Source organism: Carboxylicivirga agarovorans, assembly GCF_050589845.1.
Classification (GTDB): domain Bacteria; phylum Bacteroidota; class Bacteroidia; order Bacteroidales; family Marinilabiliaceae; genus Carboxylicivirga; species Carboxylicivirga agarovorans.
Genome location: NZ_JBNGPA010000006.1, coordinates 161,887 through 179,601 on the forward strand (window position 1 = coordinate 161,887; position 17,715 = coordinate 179,601).

Here is a 17,715-nt window from a genome sequence, read left to right on the forward strand (position 1 = left end):
ATTGTTTTTCTGCATCTTACAATCTATTACTATTTTTATAGTCATAAAACTAGCGAAATAATTTGATGACTATTTTTATAGTTATATATTTGTATCAAACATTTTGGGAAAATGATAGAATTAACGAAAGCAGAAGAACAGGTGATGCAATACCTGTGGACCATTGATAAAGGATTTTTAAAAGATATTGTTGAACAATATCCTGAGCCACGTCCCGCTTACACGACTGTTTCAACCGTAGTTCGGGTTTTAGTCAGGAAAAAAGCGATTGGCTTTAACACATATGGTAAAGTCAATGAATACTATCCGCTCATTAAAAAATCCGATTACTCTAAAAAGTACATGAAGAATCTTGTGCAAAACTTTTTCAATAACTCACAGCAGCAATTCGCCTCTTTCTTTACCAAGGAAAGCGAGCTCACCGTATCTGAACTGGAAGAGTTAAAAGCGTTAATTGATAAACAGATTTCCGAAAAGCAGAAATAATGGAAGCATTAGCTATTTACTTACTTAAAAGCACCCTTGTTTCTGGTGTATTCTATTTGCTATACAGATTTTTACTACGTAGAGAATCATTCTTTGCGATCAATCGGTTTTATCTGCTGTTCAGCGTTTTATTTGCTTATCTTTTCCCTTTTATAAAGATTAATCTCAACACTAACACTGTTGAACCTGAAGTTATAAACACGATCAACACGGTCGTTAATCAGTTTAATTTCGTTGACGAAATTCCTTTCAGACAAGAGGAAGCATATAGTTCAACGGATAACCACTATCAATGGTGGATATTACCTCTTGCAATTATATCTGCAGTATTCCTGTTCAGATTTCTTAAGAATCTATTCCAACTTTATAAAACTATTCATGCCAATGAAAAAATAACTCAAGCCAAATTTACACTGGTTCTGTTTAACCAGTCACAAGCCTTTTCTTTCTTTCGTTATATCTTCATTTCCCCTTTTGTTTGGAATTCTCCAAAGGGAAAGAGCATTGTAGCCCACGAGCTGAGCCATACCAAACACAGGCATTCGCTCGACCGGCTGTTTATTGAAACCATGCTCATATTCTTCTGGATGAATCCGTTTATTTATTTATACCGAAAGGCTTTAGAAGAGGTTCATGAATACCAGGCAGATGCCGATGCTACAGAAAAAACGTCTGTTAAAGAGTACTTTAACCTTGTTTTACAGCAATCATCTGCCCACAATTATTCGCCTCTGATGAGCCCTTTTAGTTACAAACTCATCAAAAAACGAATAAAAATGGCAAATTATAAATCACATCCGGTAATTAAATTTCGATTAATCATCCCATTATTAATTGGAATAGCGATTTTAACAACATCTGCAATTAACTTTAGAAAACTCCAGTCAAATAGTGTTGAACATGAACTAGTCGGTGAAATTGACAACATGTCTGTAAACACTTTCGTTTTACCAATACAGAATGGCAATATATCAACAGGTTGGGGCTACAGCATACATCCGATATTAATGGTTAGGAAATTTCATGAAGGAATTGATATTACCGCCCCTCTTAACACGCCTGTAATTGCAAGCCAATCGGGAACTGTAACTCTTGTTAGATCTGATAAAAAAGGATATGGTAAACGAATTGAGCTCTCGCATAGTAACAACCAAAAAACGCTTTACGCCCATCTAAACAATTTCAATGTTAAAGAAGGACAAGAAGTAAAACAAGGTGATATAATTGGCTATGTAGGAAACTCTGGTGCTTCAACTGCTCCACATTTACATTTTGAGATTCATAAAGATGGAACAAAAACAAACCCTCAAGCACTATTAGGGATTGAACTGGAGAGCAAAAACAGGGTAGTCGAAAGCAACGTTTTCAAATCTCCCATCAAAAAGGAAGAACTAACCAAAATATCTTCAGGTTATGGCATGCGCAAGCACCCGATTACCAAAGAGATGAAGAAACACAATGGAGTAGACTATGTGGCACCTTTAAATACGAATGTTCTAGCCATTGGCGATGGTGTGATTCGTAAGGTGAACAATGATTTTATTGAAGGAAAGGGTTATGGACGATTCATAATTATCGATCATAAAAACGGCTACTCGTCATTGTATTCGCAATTGAATGAATACAAGGTAAAAGAAGGCCAGAAAGTAAAGGCAGGCGATGTTATTGGCCTGTTAGGCAGTAGTGGTATGTCCACAGGTCCTCACCTCCATCTGGAAATAAAAAAGGATGGTCAATTCATTGATCCTGAATCAGTAATCGAAAAATAACAACAAAGAGAGTCATATTGGCTCTCTTTTTTTTGCTTAATCTGCAAACATTTTTCACTTGCCGGCGTACTACTTTATACCTACCACACATTAAGAAAAATTCAGAGTGTTAATAACTAATGCGGCACGCTTTTTGGTTTGTTTAACCGAAAAATTATTTTTGGTGTCCATTGAAATTTTTGAGAGATAGAGAGGTTATGAAAGCGAGTTTTTTCACAAAATTATTATCAGTATCAGCTGCAGTTATAGCAATTGTTTTAGTTTCACAATTATTTATCCACTCGTCGGAACCGACAGTCAGGACCGAAAACCAAACAAAGGATATTAGCTATGCCATTTCTTCGCTTGACATTCCCACCTCTGTTAACTTCGCAGGTGAAAAAGTGCCTGTTGAGCGCTACGATGTTAAAGAAAGCTTCGATCGTGAACTACTCGTAAATACTTACTGGCAATCTCAAACGATACTATTTATAAAACGGGCTAACCGTTATTTTCCGATTATTGAGCCTATCTTAAAAGAACAGGGCATTCCTGATGACTTCAAGTACCTCTCTTTAATCGAAAGTAGCTTTATGCCCCGTGCCAAATCTCCTGCCGGCGCTGTTGGTCTTTGGCAGTTTATGCGTGCCACTGCTCGTGAGTATGGTTTGGAAGTCAACAAAGAAGTTGACGAGCGTTACCACATAGAGAAATCTACTAAAGCGGCCTGTAAGTATCTGAAAAAAATGCATGATCATTATGGAAGCTGGACATTGGCTGCCGCTGCCTATAACGCAGGTCGTTCAGGTATTAACCGCCAATTGGATCGTCAGAAAACAAAAAGCTATTACGACTTGCTTTTGGGCGAAGAAACCGGACGCTATGTTTATCGTATCTTAGCCATTAAGGAAATATTGAATAATGCCGAACAATATGGCTTCCATGTCAAGAGCGCCGATTTATACCCTACAATCAAAACAACTGAAATTGAGGTAAAAACAGGCGTTAAAAACTTCGCTGACTTTGCCATTCAATACGGTACGACCTACAAAGAGTTAAAAAACCTAAATCCGTGGTTGCGCGAGGCTTACCTTACCAATTCCGGAAAGAAAAGCTATTCTATAAAGCTGCCAAAGGATTCCGAGAGTCTTATTAACAAGCCGAAAGAAGCAGTAAAAGATACTTCTGCTGTTAAGTGATGAATCTTTAAATAAGAGCTTTCCGATGTGATCAAATTCGGCTTCTTTGCATTCGAACTTATGACTATCTTTGCGTGTTCTTAAGTTGATGAAAGTGAAAGAAACAAGCAAAAAGGCCGTTGAGCAAATAGATGAAACCGAGCAAATTGATGTATTTGGGGCTCGCGTTCATAACCTTCAGAATATAGATGTTAGCATTCCGCGTAATAAACTTGTTGTTGTAACAGGCTTAAGTGGAAGTGGCAAATCCTCCCTGGCGTTTGACACTATCTACGCAGAAGGACAGCGTCGCTATATTGAAACTTTCTCGGCTTATGCCCGTCAGTTTTTGGGAAATATGGAACGTCCGGATGTTGATAAAATAACAGGCTTAAGCCCGGTAATTTCCATTGAGCAGAAAACCACCGGTAAAAATCCACGTTCAACAGTGGGTACCATCACAGAAATCTACGACTTCCTCCGTTTGTTTTATGCACGTGCAGGTGAAGCCTTCTCTTACAAAACAGGGGAGCAAATGGTGAAATACACCGATGAACAAATATTGGACTTAATTCTTGAGCAGTTTAAAGGTCGTAAAGTTTACATAGCTGCTCCTCTTGTAAAAGGACGTAAAGGCCATTATAAAGAGCTGTTTGAACAAATCAGAAAAAAGGGCTTTATCCATGTCAGGATAGATGGTGAAATCCAGGAAGTGGTTCACGGCATGAAAGTGGATCGCTATAAAACCCACTTCATTGAAATGGTGGTTGACCGTATTGCTGTTTCACAAAAAGACACCATGCGCCTGAAGGAAAGCATCAAACTGGCCATGCAACATGGCAAAGGCATTATGATGCTGATTGATAAAGACACCAATGAGCAACGTTTCTATAGCCGACAGTTAATGTGCCCGACATCAGGCATCTCCTATAATGAACCTGCACCTCACTCCTTCTCGTTTAACTCGCCACAGGGAGCCTGTCCCAAATGTAAAGGGCTTGGCACCGTTGATGAAGTCGATTTTGACAAGATTGTTCCCGATGCTAATTCGACCATTAAAAAAGGAGGGATCGCTCCTCTGGGTAAATACAAAAACAACCTGATATTCTGGCAAATTGAAGCCATTGGGGAAAAGTATGGTTTCACTTTGAACACGGCCATAAAGAATATCCCCGAGGAAGCGATGGATACGATCCTGCATGGTTCGAGCGAACCCCTGACCTTGAAAAACACACCTCTTGGTTCTTCCTCCAATTATTACCTGAGTTTTGAAGGTGTTATCAAGTACATACTCGAACAACAGGATAACGATACATCAATGAAAGCCCGTAAATGGGCCAACCAGTTTATCAAAAACAATACATGTACCGAATGCGAGGGGCAACGATTAAATAAGGAAGCCCTTCATTTTAAGATCGACCATAAAAACATTGCCGAATTGGCAGAAATGGATCTTGGCCTGCTGCATGAATGGTTTCAGGGACTGGAAGATCGCATGACAGCCAAACAAAAAACCATTGGCTACGAGGTACTGAAAGAGATACGCAATCGTTTAGGTTTCCTGATTAATGTCGGTCTTGAGTACTTATCACTTAATCGCAGCGCAATGACACTGTCGGGTGGGGAAAGCCAGCGAATCAGACTGGCAACACAAATTGGATCTCAACTGGTTAATGTTCTGTACATCCTTGATGAGCCAAGTATTGGCTTACACCAGCGGGATAACCACCGCCTAATTGATTCACTTTGTCAATTGCGTGATACAGGCAACAGCGTATTGGTGGTTGAACACGATCATGATATGATGATGGCTGCTGATTATGTGGTGGATATGGGGCCCCATGCCGGGCGACACGGTGGAGAGGTTGTGGCACATGGCACACCTTTACAAATATTACAGAGCAACTCATTAACGGCAGATTACCTGACAGGTAAGAAAAAGATCGAAACACCAAAGAAACGCAGGGAAGGCAATGGCAAGTCCATTACCATCAAAGGCGCTACCGGTCATAACCTGAAAGGTGTCAATGTGGAAATTCCACTGGGCAAACTCATCTGCGTGACAGGCGTTTCAGGCAGTGGTAAGTCGACCCTGATCAATGAAACGCTCTACCCTATTTTAAACCAGCATTTTTACAATGCAGTAAAAGACCCTCTTCCTTACAACAAAGTAGAAGGTATTGAGCACATTGATAAAGTAGTGGATGTTGACCAGAAACCCCTGGGTAGAACACCACGCTCCAATCCGGCTACATACACCAAAATATTCGACGAAATAAGAAAGCTGTTTGCCGAACTGCCTGAATCAAAGATCCGTGCCTACAAACCAGGGCGCTTCTCTTTTAATGTCGCGGGTGGCCGTTGTGAAACCTGTAAAGGCGGTGGCGTTCAGGTGATAGAGATGAACTTTTTACCGGATGTGATGGTAGAATGCCCCGATTGTGGCGGGCGACGCTATAATCGTGAAACCTGTGAGGTTCGCTATAAGGGCAAATCCATCAGCGATGTTCTGGATATGACTATCAATCAGTCAGTAGAGTTCTTCCAGCACATCCCTAAGCTATCTAAAATATTGAAAACGCTGCAGGATGTTGGCTTAGGATATATAACACTGGGACAGCCTTCAACGACCCTTTCAGGGGGAGAAAGTCAGCGTGTTAAACTGGCTGCCGAATTGGCCAAACGGGATACTGGTAAAACCATCTACATACTTGATGAGCCAACGACCGGTCTTCATTTTGAAGACATACGCGTGCTGCTGGACGTATTACATCGCCTGGTGGCAAAAGGCAATACTGTACTGGTGATAGAGCACAATCTGGATGTCATTAAAGTAGCAGACCACATCATTGATATTGGTCCTGACGGCGGACGCTTTGGTGGTGAATTAATGGCTGCGGGAACACCTGAACAGGTAGCTCGTAAAAAGAAGAGCTACACAGCCAGGTACCTGAAAGAAGAACTTAAAAAGTAATTGACGAAGTATTTCTAAAGACCGGATTTCTTCCTTTATAAAGAATAAAAAAGATCGCATCCCGTATGACATTAAGCCATACAAGATGCGATCTGTTTTTATACATAAGCTATTCCGCTTGCTATAAATTTCTAAAGATATAATCTGCTTTCATGCGATAAAGGTGATTACGCACATTACCACCATAAATACTATGGTTGCGATTTGGATAAGCAAACATATCAAATTGCTTACCTGCCTGCACTAAGCGGTCAACATATTCCATTACATTCTGAAAGTGAACGTTATCATCTGCTGTTCCATGAATCAGGAATAAACGACCACTTAAGTTATCAACATGATTAATTGGGCTGTTGTCGTCATAACCACTGGCATTCTCCTGTGGCTTACGCATGTATCGCTCAGTATAAACAGAGTCGTAATAGCGCCAGTTAGTTACAGGAGCTACTGCAATACCAACCTTAAACACATCTGACTTACTCAAACATAAGGATGACATAAAACCACCATAACTCCAGCCCCAGATACCGATACGCTCTGCATCAACGTAATCTAACCCACCAAGGTATTTAGCCGCCTCGATCTGATCATCCGACTCAAACTTACCCAGTTTGCGATAGGTACACTTACGAAATTCTTCACCTCTTGCACCTGTTCCGCGCGGGTCAACACAAGCTACCATATAACCTTCAGCTGCCAGATACTGCTCCCAGCCAATACGCCAGTTATCAAGCACCTGCTGAGAGTTTGGTCCGCTATATTGTACCATTAATACCGGATACTTCTTAGAAGCATCAAAGTTCAATGGTTTTACCATCCAGCCATTCAGATCAACACCTTCGCTTGTTTTAAAAGAAAAGAATTCTTTAGGGCTTATTTCAAATTTAGCCACTCGCTCTTTCAGAGCCTTATTATCTTCCAGAACACGGATCTGTTTGCCTTTGCTATCGTGCAAAGTAACCTGCGTAGGAGTTGTCGTATTTGATAAATAATTGATGTAATATTTAAATCCATTGCTAAATACCGCCTTGTTGGTTCCATCTACCGTTGAAAATGCTATGCTTTTCTTTCCATCGTTACGAACTGCATATACTTCACGTTGCATTGGCGATTTAGCTGCAGCCTGGTAATAAAACATACGTGTTTTGGAATTATAACCCAGGTAATCGGTAACATCCCATTCACCTTTGGTTATCTGGCGCACCTGTCGACCTGCCATCGTGTACAGGTAAATGTGATTGTAGCCATCCATCTCACCCACGTAAACAAAATGCTTTCCATCATCCAAAAACTGCAGATTATCCAATACATCCTGCTCAATATATCGCTCATTTCTATCGGTAAATACCGTATTACAAACACCTGAATTAGTATTGGCGATCATCAACTCCAAAAAGTTCTGATGACGATTCAGCTTAATAATACCAAGTTTACCCTCTTCTTTTGTAAAACGAACGCGAGGAATATAAATATCTTTTTCCTGGCCAATGTCCATTGTTTTCGTAGTGCGGTTCTTAATATTATAAACATGGACACTTACAATAGAATTATCCTGACCAGCCTTAGGGTACTTAAATTTGTACTGACCCGGATACAGGCTGTACTCTTCATTATTGGGGAAAGATGCCTGATAGATTGGAAAAGCAAATTCTTTTACCTTTGACTCATCAAAACGAACAAAAGCAATTTCCTTACTGTCGGCCGACCAGTCATAAGCCTTATTATAACCGAACTCTTCTTCATATACCCAGTCAGGCATACCGTTGATTATTGAATTATATTCCCCATCACTTGTGATGGCACTCTCTGTTCCAAACTTAAGTTTCGCCAGGTGCAAGTCATTGTTCCGCACAAAAGCTACCATCTCGCCATTTGGTGAAAAAGAAGCGATTTGCTGCTTTCCATCCTTTGACAAGGCATTCAGCTCATTATACTGAATATCATATACGTAATAATCTGCCTTGAACGAGTGACGATAAATATATTCGGCATTGGTATAGATCAGTATTTTGGTTTCATTGCCGTTAAACTCATATCCTTCAATACGCTTTATATCGTATTCGCCTTTCATTTCTTTTTCCAGGTCAAATACGTCAGCCACTTTCTTACCGGTTGAATACTGGTATTTAACAATGCGCTTCCCATCCTCAAGCGTTGTATAATGAATACCATCTGCCATGGAACGTACACCTCGCACAGAACGGGCGTAAAAGGTACCTTTAGCAGTTATATCTTCAAGTGAAACGGTTTGCTTTTGAGCAAACACAGTTCCTGACATTAAAATCAATGCCAGTAAAATACTTAAATGCCTCATTTGTAAATAATTTATTTTTAAACTGTCCTATTTATCTCAAATCCAAAACTAACAAAATCAGTGCCGATAAAACAAGGGTATTTGACAGCATTTTTAAATTAGCCTTAATTATCATGAAAAAAAGCCTCATCTCACCAATGCTTTCATGGCTTTTGTATATCTTTGCGTGTTTTTTAAAATCTAAGCAATAGGAGCATGATAAAAATTACCTTTCCAGACCAAAGTGTCAGAGAGTTTGAAGCAGGCGTAACTGGTTTAGAAATTGCGCAAAGTATTAGCCCACGATTGGCTAAAGAAGTTTTATCAATTACGGTGAATGACACCCTAACGGATTTAACGCGCCCTATTACCACCGATGCCAGCATCAAATTACATAAGTGGGAAGATGAGGAAGGGAAGCATGCTTTTTGGCATTCATCAGCTCACTTGATGGCTGAAGCCATTGAAGCACTTTATCCAGGAACAAAATTTGGTATTGGCCCAACCATTGAAAACGGCTTTTACTATGATATAGATACAGGTGACACCATTATTAAAGATTCTGACTTACCTAAGATCGAAAAGAAATTTAAAGATCTGGCCAGTCAGAAAAACGCCTATGTAAGAAGTGAAGTATCAAAAGCTGAGGCATTGGAATACTTCACCAACAAGAATGATGAGTACAAGTTAGAGTTGATCAACGAACTGGAAGACGGTACTATTTCATTTTATGAACAAGGCAACTTCACCGATTTGTGTCGCGGACCTCACTTGCCATCAACAGCACCAATAAAAGCCATAAAGCTATTGAGCGTAGCTGGTGCATACTGGCGTGGTGATGAAACACGCAAGCAGTTAACTCGTATCTATGCCATCTCTTTCCCTAAAGCTAAAATGCTTGAGGAATATTTGGTAATGCTTGAAGAGGCTCAAAAACGTGATCACCGTAAAATAGGTAAAGAGTTAGAACTATTCGCTTTCTCTCAAAAAGTTGGTCAGGGTTTACCTTTATGGTTACCAAAGGGAGCCAAGTTACGTGAGCGTCTTGAGAACTTCTTAAAGCGCGTACAGGTTAGATATGGTTATGAGCCGGTAATTACGCCTCACATTGGAAACAAAGAATTATATGTGACATCTGGTCACTATGCAAAATATGGTAAAGACTCATTCCAGCCTATAAACACACCGGCTGAAGGTGAAGAGTTCTTATTAAAACCTATGAACTGCCCTCACCACTGTGAGATTTACAAAACCAAACCACGTTCATACAAGGATCTTCCAATCCGTTTTGCAGAGTTTGGTACTGTTTACCGTTACGAACAAAGTGGTGAGCTGCATGGATTGACAAGGGTAAGAGGTTTTACCCAGGATGACGCTCACTTATTCTGTCGTCCTGATCAGTTAAAGGATGAATTTAAGAAGGTAATTGACATTATCTTATACATCTTTAAAGCGCTTGATTTTAAAGACTACATTACTCAGGTATCTTTACGTGATCAAAACGACCATTCAAAATACATTGGTACTGAGGATAACTGGAACAAAGCGGAGCAAGCTATCATTGAGGCCTGTGAAGAAAAAGGCATGAACACCATCGTTGAATATGGTGAGGCTGCTTTCTACGGACCAAAGCTTGACTTTATGGTGAAAGATGCCCTTGGTCGCAAATGGCAGTTGGGAACCATTCAGGTAGATTATAACTTACCTGAGCGTTTCGAGTTGGAATATATCGGAAGTGATAATCAGAAACACCGACCAGTTATGATTCACCGTGCACCATTTGGTAGTATGGAACGTTTCGTAGCGGTTTTGATTGAACACACAGCCGGTAAATTTCCATTGTGGTTAACACCTGAGCAAGTGGTTATTTTGCCTATCAGCGAAAAATATAATGATTACGCAGAAAAAGTTTTAAATTTCCTAAATAATTCCGATATTCGTGCCGTTCTAGATGACCGTAATGAGAAAATCGGTAAAAAGATCAGGGACAATGAGTTAAAGCGAATTCCATACCTTCTGATTGTAGGAGAAAAGGAAGCAGCAGAGGGCAAAATTGCCGTTCGCAAGCAGGGAGAAGGTGATAAAGGCGCAATGACTCAACAAGATTTTGTTGATTTTATCAATCAGGAAGTAGAGAAAATGCTTTCTGAGATCGAACAATAAGTATTAATTAATCAAAGGAGGGTTTAACAATAGCTAGACCAAACAGAAGGCAGGTACGTCCGGTAAAACAGGAGCCTGCTCACAGAATTAACAGAAATATCAGGGTACCTCAGGTACGATTGGTTGGAGATAACATCGAAAACCCAGGTGTGTACCCTACAATGGAAGCCATTAAGATTGCTGACGAGATGGACTTGGATTTGGTAGAAATTTCTCCAAATGCAGATCCTCCTGTGTGTAAGATAACGGATTATCAAAAGTTCCTTTATCAACAAAAACGCAAACAAAAAGAGCTGAAAGCCAAAGCTGTTAAAGTTGTTGTTAAGGAAATTCGTTTCGGCCCAAACACTGATGATCATGATTATCAGTTTAAATTAAAACACGCTGAGAAGTTCCTTGGCGAAGGAGCAAAGGTTAAAGCCTATGTATTCTTTAAAGGACGATCAATCCTGTTTAAAGATAAAGGTGAGATTCTTTTGTTACGTTTCGCTCAGGATCTGGAGGAAATTGGCAAAGTTGAGCAATTGCCTAAATTAGAAGGAAAACGAATGACCATGTTCATTTCCCCGAAGGTAAGCGCTAAGAAAAAATAGCTTATTTTTTATAACTAAATATATAGGAATAATGCCAAAAATGAAGACAAATTCCGGTGCTAAAAAGCGTTTTACGATTACCGGAAGCGGAAAAATCAAGAGGAAGCATGCTTTCAAAAGTCACATCTTAACTAAGAAGACTAAAAAGCAGAAGAGAAATTTGACCTATGCTGGCACTGTTCACAAAGCTGATGAAACAAACATCAAGCTATTATTGAACATGAAGTAATTCAGATTTCAACGAGAAGAAGAAACGATTTTTTTTAACCAGAGTGAATTAGCTAAGAAGATTCCCAAAGGGGGCGCTAACCATTCGAAAATGATTTTAAAATGCCAAGATCAGTAAATCATGTAGCGTCAAGAGAACGACGCAGAAAGCTTTTAAAGCAAACCAAAGGTTACTTTGGACGTAGAAAAAACGTATGGACTGTTGCTAAAAACGCATACGAAAAAGGTCTTTCTTACGCATACCGCGACAGAAAGAAGAAAAAGAGCACATTCCGCGCATTATGGATTCAGCGTATTAACGCAGCTGCTCGCCTTGAAGGTGTATCATACAGCAAATTAATGGGTATGTTACACGCTCAAAACATTGAAATCAACCGTAAAGTTCTTGCTGACCTTGCAATGAACCACCCGGAAGCTTTCAAAGCTATTGTTAAGAAAGCAACTAACGCTTAATTGTATTAAGCCAAAATATTGAAGGAGACCATTTGGTCTCCTTTTTTATTGCCTGAACCTTAGGATTCCAGTTAAATTACTATCTTGTGTGCCCATTTTTATGTCATTATGAAGCAGATCAACCTAACAACAAGCATAGAGATTTTTGAATCGAAAGAAGAACTTAGTCGACAGGAGCAAGAACTTGTTAAGCATGCCGAAGAAGCATGTAGGAAAGCCTATGCTCCTTATTCTGAATTTAATGTCGGAGCAGCTGTTCTGCTCGAAAATGGAAAGATAATTACCGGCAGTAACCAGGAAAATGCAGCTTACCCATCAGGCTTATGCGCAGAACGAACAGCCATTTTTTACGCTAACGCTCAATACCCTGACACTCCTGTTGTTTCAATGGCAATCATAGCTATCAATAAAAACGGGATTCTTGAAAATCCGGTCGCTCCTTGTGGCGCCTGCCGACAGGTACTACTGGAGACTGAGCTGCGGTTTAAGAAAGCTTATGACATATTGCTGGTTGGGCAGTCATCGATACAAAAAATAAAAAGCAGCAAAGATTTGCTGCCTCTATCTTTTATTGGAGAAGGATTGTTAAAGAAGAATTAATCTTTAACCAGTGGAGTAACTTGTACTACTCTTTTAGATGGAGAATCTTTATTGTTTTCTCTTCCTGATTTATCCAATCATAGTAAGGAATTTCATTGATTACATCTGCACCAGATAATTCCCCACACGTAATTGCATATTCAACATCTTTAACCCACCACTTTACTTCTTCAGAAAGCTGATCATTATAATTACACCAACCATTAAATTCATATCCTCCATCAATATTTTCGGCACTCACCCCTTTATCGATAAGACTATTGGCAGCTTTCCACCGTGCCTCATTAACTTCTAAATAAGTCTTATGGCCTAACAATGAAAAGGATCCAGATAATAAGATAAGCGACAATGAGATTAGCAACCTGAAATTACCCTGTAATTCAAGACGATTTTTGGGGATAATAACGAAAAAACCAACAACAATAGAAGGCAAAAAATACCTTTCAAACAAAGTGTTTGCTAACGCAAGAAAGGCTATATAAATCACTCCAAAAACACATAAACCTATTTGAATTCTTTCTACAATAAGTACTTCATTAAGTCTCACACTTTTTATTTTGTCCCACAATAAAAGCACGTACATAATAAAGCCAAATTGTGTTAAGAACAGAACAAAACCTACTCCTAACCAATGCATTTTAGCCGGTAAATTCTCTCCTTGCCAAAAAGTATCTAAAAACGTCAATGGACCAATATAAATATCATTAACAACATTACCGAGGGGGAAAGTTATTATACCACTATAAATCAAGAAAATAAGTACAGAGGAACAGATAACTGACATTAATACAAATATCCGATGCTTTCTGAATAGCTCTTTCCTGATATACATCAAACACACTGGCAGCGAGAACAAACCTACATATAAAGAAAAATAAACAAAGACCTTAATCAGATTTTTTATTATTTGCCCTGACAAAAGATTGTTAATTATTACTTCACTTCCACTAAAATATGAAGGAAGTATATCATTTGTTTTAAGGTAAAATAAATACACTTCTAATAGCAGAAAAACAACAACTACACTGGCTATTGAATAAATTAACAGTTTTAAGTTAAACGGTTTTCTCACACAAAATGCTGCCAGTAAAACTAATGGCAGTAAAAGCCCTATTTGTCTGATTAGAGTTGCTAATATTGAAAATATGCACACAAATATGAAATTCCAAACACTTTCATTCTTAACGGCTTTAATAAAGAAGAAGACAACAAGGAGCGATACCACAAGAAAAGGGATATCCGTCATAAATGTTCCTGATAATGTGTAATATAACGGATTTGAAAATAGAGTCAGAACTATAACTCCTGTATATTTAACAGAAAGGTGTAATTTTTCACCAATTTCTTTTATTGTCCATAAGCCAATAAATCCTAAAACAACAACAGACAACCTAAGCGCAGAAAAGGAAAATCCAGCGCTACAAAATATAACTCCCCATAAGACTTGCGTAATAATTGTAGAGCCACAATAATCAATCAAGGTAAATTCACCTGTATCAATTAAATGTTTCACACTAATCGCATGTACCCAATCATCGTTTAAAGGAAAATCAGACAACCCTTTAATGGCCATAAAACTTCCAAACCACAGAATAGCTACAAAAGAAACAATAAGCCAACCCGACTTAAAACCAACTATTTGTACCAACCAATCTTTATTATCCTTATAAAGCTTACTGCTCATAGATAATTTAAATATTTACCCATTCACATTACGAAACTCTTTCCACAGGTTTTCTGTATCCGGAGTGGAGGCAGTTATGGTAATGGTTTCTTTTTTAACAGGATGGATAAATTCAATTTTACGGGCATGTAAAGAGATACTTCCGTCCTTATTGGAACGTGGAAAGCCATACTTCAGATCACCACGGATAGGACAACCTATTTTCGCCAGTTGACAACGGATCTGGTGATGACGTCCAGTCTCAAGGTCAACCTCCAGCATATAGTAATTCTTCAATCCTGAAACCAGGCGATAATTCAAAATCGCTTCTTTGGCACCATTTCGCGGCTTAGGAAAGGCATAAGACTTATTCTTCTCGGAGTTTTTAAGGATATAATGCTTCAACCTACCAGTATCTTCATCAGGTAACTCAGCCACCAATGCCCAATAGGTTTTCTTGATCGTTTTCTCCTGGAACATTTTATTCAAACGACTCAAAGCCTTACTGGTACGAGCAAACAACACCACTCCACTCACTGGTCTGTCCAATCGGTGAACAACGCCTAAAAACACATCACCAGGCTTATCGTACTTCTTTTTAATATAAGTCTTAACCCTGTCACTCAAGGTTTCATCCCCTGTTTTATCACCCTGCACAATGTCTGATGACGACTTATTAACCGCAATAATATGGTTATCTTCGTATAGTATATCTAGTTTCTTCATCTAACTCATCTCTGGCTGTCGCCGCGATTAACCGGCAACTTGCTACCTTATATTTATTCTTTTCAATCTTTATTTTCGACGTCCTGTCGTACTATTCCCTAGTATTGTTCACGTTCATTAGGGAAATCAACACTCTTAACATCTTCTATGTAGTTACCAACAGCACCACTTATCTCTGCAAACAAGTTGTGGTAACGGCGTAAAAAACGAGGTGAGAACTCCTGATTAATTCCAAGCATATCGTGCAAAACCAATACCTGCCCGTCTACCTGGTTACCGGCTCCAATACCAATAATAGGAATCTTCACTTCCTTTGCTACCTGCCCGGCCAAAGACGCAGGAATTTTTTCCAACACGATACCAAAGCAACCAGCTTCTTCCAACAAGTGCGCATCTTCGATCAGCTTCCGTGCCTCCTCTTCCTGCTTGGCTCTTACTGTGTATGTACCAAACTTATGTATTGATTGCGGTGTTAAACCCAGGTGCCCCATAACTGGAATTCCGGCACATAATATGCGTTCAACAGACTCAAGAATTTCCTTTCCTCCTTCCAGCTTTACCGCATCAGCAGCTGTCTCTTTCATAATACGAATGGCTGACGTCAATGCTTCCTTCGAATTACCCTGATAGGTTCCGAAAGGCATATCCACAACTACAAGTGAGCGCTGCACTGCACGTACTACTGATGCTCCATGGTAAATCATCTGATCAAGTGTAATTGGCAATGTGGTTTCCCAGCCCGCCATAACATTAGAGGCCGAATCACCTACCAATATCACATCTACACCTGCACTATCAACAATTTTAGCCAATGAATAATCATAAGCCGTAAGCATGGCTATTTTTTCATTTCGCATCTTCATCTCACTCAATACGTGAGTCGTCACTTTTTTTCGTCTTTCCTGAGCAACTGACATAATGTAGCTTGTTTTATTACTCCTAAGGAGAAATACCCATATTAACAATGAACTGAATTGATACCTTTAAACTTTTTACTTGCCCCGGAATAATTACCCTGGTACAGGTTCTGACCACAATAGGCAATTCAGCATTCAGTTCATAATAATAGTGGTATAATTATATTTTATAGTTATCTATTGGGTGATAGCTAATAATTTGCTTATCACAGCCTGCAAAGTTAATAATTTGTTATGAGCATAACGACATTATTATAACCCATTCAGCTATTTCTTCCGATTCATTACATATATCATGCTCTTCCAATCATAAACTTTAAAACTATTGTTTAATTTTAAACTGTTTTAACCAACCCACACTTATGAAAAAGAGCAGCATCTTATTTGTTACCTTCGTATTAGCACTAATTTCGATCAATCAAAAGCATTTATTAGCCCAGGGTTCATTAGCCCGCCCGGCCAAAGAGGTATTTACAGATACCCTGGTTACATCGAAAGTGCAAATTAAGCTTGGAGGGCAGCTAAAGGCTAATGGCATATACGACTTCAACGCACTTCAGGACAGTGAGTCGTTTAATATTCTTTCAATTCCAACCGGTGATAATCAAAATACTTCGCCGCGCTACAGCCTGGGTGTCAAACAGTCGCGACTTAACATGAACATTGCTTACGATTCTAAAAAGCTTGGTCGAATCACATCGTATTTCGAAGGCGACTTCTTCGGCATGGGCAACCTGAATTTCAGAATGCGTTTCTTCTACCTGGACATTCAGAACTTCAGAATTGGTCAGGCATGGTCTTTATTCTGCGACGAAACTGCATGGCCCGACGTTATTGATTTCGATGGTCCGCCAACAGGCATCTGGGTGCGCTCAGCCCAAGCCAGGTACACCAAGCAATTATCAGAGAACAACAGAATAGCTTTTGCTGTTGAATCTCCACAAGCCGAAATAACTCCCATTGAATCACTTGACTCAACCATAACGGAAACTTTCCAGGGCTTTCCTGATATTACTGCACACTGGAACAATACAGGTGAATGGGGACATGTCCAACTGGCTTTTGTTCTTCGACAATTAAACTACCTGAAAAACAACAAAACACTCTCCAATACAGGCTATGGACTTTCATTGTCAGGACATTTAAAAGTCAGACAAAATGATAAACTTATATTACAAGCAGCCGGAGGTAAAGGCATAGCAAGCTACTTTGTTTCATTTATGGGTGGTGGTTACGATGCTGTCACTTCATCCAGGGGAAAGCTCTCCAACATACCGGTTTTCGGTGGGTATGCCGCATACGAGATAATGTTTGGTAAAAGTTTAAAATCAACACTTGTATACGGATACACGCACATGATAACGGAAGTTGACGTTCTTCCACATGACGAGTTCAGAGGCCATTATACCTCAGGCAACCTTTTCTGGCTTTTGGATGACAAAATAACGATTGGAATCGAATGCCTTTATGGTAAGGTCAATGATTTTTATGGTGAATCAGGTCATGCAACCAGAATCCAATCCATGTTATTGTTTAACTTTTAACAATATAAGTTAATATTAACTGGATTTTAAACGTGCTTTTAACTACATTTCTGTTTGCGCATCGTTTATGCCAAAACTTAGGTCTAAACATGGGTTTTATCAATATCTATTGAAGGAAAAATTTCAACATTTGCTATCAATAAAAATAA

At 39.3% G+C, this 17,715-nt stretch carries 14 protein-coding genes; 10 read left to right on the forward strand and 4 right to left on the reverse strand.

What is annotated here, in order from left to right:
- Window positions 1-111: 111 nt before the first annotated feature.
- The 4 genes from ACRD69_RS09035 (at window position 112) to uvrA (ending at window position 6,386) form a co-directional block, all read left to right on the forward strand.
- Window positions 112-486: a BlaI/MecI/CopY family transcriptional regulator gene (locus ACRD69_RS09035; protein ID WP_430814750.1), complete on the forward strand. Its 375-nt coding sequence runs from the start codon at window positions 112-114 to the stop codon at window positions 484-486.
- Window positions 486-2,255: a peptidoglycan DD-metalloendopeptidase family protein gene (locus ACRD69_RS09040; RefSeq protein WP_430814751.1), complete on the forward strand. Its 1,770-nt coding sequence runs from the start codon at window positions 486-488 to the stop codon at window positions 2,253-2,255. Before ACRD69_RS09035 ends, ACRD69_RS09040 begins: the two co-directional genes overlap by 1 nt.
- Window positions 2,256-2,452: 197 nt before the next feature.
- The gene (locus tag ACRD69_RS09045) at window positions 2,453-3,433 is read left to right on the forward strand and encodes a lytic transglycosylase domain-containing protein (RefSeq protein WP_430814752.1); all 981 of its coding nucleotides are present in this window, start codon (window positions 2,453-2,455) and stop codon (window positions 3,431-3,433) included.
- Between the two features lie 94 nt (window positions 3,434-3,527).
- Window positions 3,528-6,386: an excinuclease ABC subunit UvrA gene (gene uvrA, locus ACRD69_RS09050; protein ID WP_430814753.1), complete on the forward strand. Its 2,859-nt coding sequence runs from the start codon at window positions 3,528-3,530 to the stop codon at window positions 6,384-6,386.
- Window positions 6,387-6,507: 121 nt separating this feature from the next.
- Here the strand turns inward: uvrA and ACRD69_RS09055 are convergent, their stop codons facing one another.
- Window positions 6,508-8,700: a S9 family peptidase gene (locus tag ACRD69_RS09055; protein ID WP_430814754.1), complete on the reverse strand. Its 2,193-nt coding sequence runs from the start codon at window positions 8,698-8,700 to the stop codon at window positions 6,508-6,510.
- 195 nt (window positions 8,701-8,895) lie between these two features.
- Between ACRD69_RS09055 and thrS the strand changes: the two genes are divergently transcribed.
- The 5 genes from thrS (at window position 8,896) to cdd (ending at window position 12,716) form a co-directional block, all read left to right on the forward strand.
- Window positions 8,896-10,842, forward strand: a complete 1,947-nt coding sequence (gene thrS, locus ACRD69_RS09060; protein ID WP_430814755.1) for a threonine--tRNA ligase — start codon at window positions 8,896-8,898, stop codon at window positions 10,840-10,842.
- An 86-nt stretch (window positions 10,843-10,928) separates the two neighbouring features.
- A complete protein-coding gene (gene infC / locus ACRD69_RS09065; protein WP_430814845.1) occupies window positions 10,929-11,435 on the forward strand; it encodes a translation initiation factor IF-3 in 507 nt (168 codons plus the stop codon).
- A 40-nt stretch (window positions 11,436-11,475) separates the two neighbouring features.
- The gene (gene rpmI / locus ACRD69_RS09070) at window positions 11,476-11,664 is read left to right on the forward strand and encodes a 50S ribosomal protein L35 (protein WP_430814756.1); all 189 of its coding nucleotides are present in this window, start codon (window positions 11,476-11,478) and stop codon (window positions 11,662-11,664) included.
- A 101-nt stretch (window positions 11,665-11,765) separates the two neighbouring features.
- Window positions 11,766-12,116, forward strand: a complete 351-nt coding sequence (gene rplT, locus ACRD69_RS09075; RefSeq protein WP_200464278.1) for a 50S ribosomal protein L20 — start codon at window positions 11,766-11,768, stop codon at window positions 12,114-12,116.
- Window positions 12,117-12,224: 108 nt separating this feature from the next.
- Window positions 12,225-12,716 carry a cytidine deaminase gene (cdd, locus tag ACRD69_RS09080; protein WP_430814757.1) on the forward strand — a complete coding sequence of 164 codons (492 nt, stop codon included), beginning with the start codon at window positions 12,225-12,227 and terminating at the stop codon, window positions 12,714-12,716.
- A 25-nt stretch (window positions 12,717-12,741) separates the two neighbouring features.
- Here cdd and ACRD69_RS09085 read toward each other — a convergent pair whose 3' ends face one another.
- The 3 genes from ACRD69_RS09085 to panB form a co-directional block, all read right to left on the reverse strand.
- Window positions 12,742-14,400 carry a hypothetical protein gene (locus ACRD69_RS09085; protein WP_430814758.1) on the reverse strand — a complete coding sequence of 553 codons (1,659 nt, stop codon included), beginning with the start codon at window positions 14,398-14,400 and terminating at the stop codon, window positions 12,742-12,744.
- A 15-nt stretch (window positions 14,401-14,415) separates the two neighbouring features.
- Window positions 14,416-15,105 carry an RluA family pseudouridine synthase gene (locus tag ACRD69_RS09090; protein ID WP_430814759.1) on the reverse strand — a complete coding sequence of 230 codons (690 nt, stop codon included), beginning with the start codon at window positions 15,103-15,105 and terminating at the stop codon, window positions 14,416-14,418.
- 98 nt (window positions 15,106-15,203) lie between these two features.
- Complete coding sequence (gene panB, locus ACRD69_RS09095) at window positions 15,204-16,022, reverse strand: 3-methyl-2-oxobutanoate hydroxymethyltransferase (protein ID WP_430814760.1); 819 nt, start codon at window positions 16,020-16,022, stop codon at window positions 15,204-15,206.
- Between the two features lie 362 nt (window positions 16,023-16,384).
- On the opposite strand from panB, the gene ACRD69_RS09100 reads away from it, so the two are divergent.
- A complete protein-coding gene (locus tag ACRD69_RS09100; RefSeq protein ID WP_430814761.1) occupies window positions 16,385-17,566 on the forward strand; it encodes a DcaP family trimeric outer membrane transporter in 1,182 nt (393 codons plus the stop codon).
- Window positions 17,567-17,715: the final 149 nt, after the last annotated feature.

Excerpts from the sequence above, each read along its gene's own strand:
- ACRD69_RS09035 (WP_430814750.1), top strand. The coding sequence starts at position 112 with ATGATAGAATTAACGAAAGCAGAAGAACAGGTGATGCAATACCTGTGG.
- ACRD69_RS09040 (WP_430814751.1), top strand. The coding sequence starts at position 486 with ATGGAAGCATTAGCTATTTACTTACTTAAAAGCACCCTTGTTTCTGGT.
- ACRD69_RS09045 (WP_430814752.1), top strand. The coding sequence starts at position 2,453 with ATGAAAGCGAGTTTTTTCACAAAATTATTATCAGTATCAGCTGCAGTT.
- ACRD69_RS09055 (WP_430814754.1), bottom strand. The coding sequence starts at position 8,700 with ATGAGGCATTTAAGTATTTTACTGGCATTGATTTTAATGTCAGGAACT.
- thrS (WP_430814755.1), top strand. The coding sequence starts at position 8,896 with ATGATAAAAATTACCTTTCCAGACCAAAGTGTCAGAGAGTTTGAAGCA.
- rpmI (WP_430814756.1), top strand. The coding sequence starts at position 11,476 with ATGAAGACAAATTCCGGTGCTAAAAAGCGTTTTACGATTACCGGAAGC.
- rplT (WP_200464278.1), top strand. The coding sequence starts at position 11,766 with ATGCCAAGATCAGTAAATCATGTAGCGTCAAGAGAACGACGCAGAAAG.
- cdd (WP_430814757.1), top strand. The coding sequence starts at position 12,225 with ATGAAGCAGATCAACCTAACAACAAGCATAGAGATTTTTGAATCGAAA.
- ACRD69_RS09085 (WP_430814758.1), bottom strand. The coding sequence starts at position 14,400 with ATGAGCAGTAAGCTTTATAAGGATAATAAAGATTGGTTGGTACAAATA.
- ACRD69_RS09090 (WP_430814759.1), bottom strand. The coding sequence starts at position 15,105 with ATGAAGAAACTAGATATACTATACGAAGATAACCATATTATTGCGGTT.
- panB (WP_430814760.1), bottom strand. The coding sequence starts at position 16,022 with ATGTCAGTTGCTCAGGAAAGACGAAAAAAAGTGACGACTCACGTATTG.
- ACRD69_RS09100 (WP_430814761.1), top strand. The coding sequence starts at position 16,385 with ATGAAAAAGAGCAGCATCTTATTTGTTACCTTCGTATTAGCACTAATT.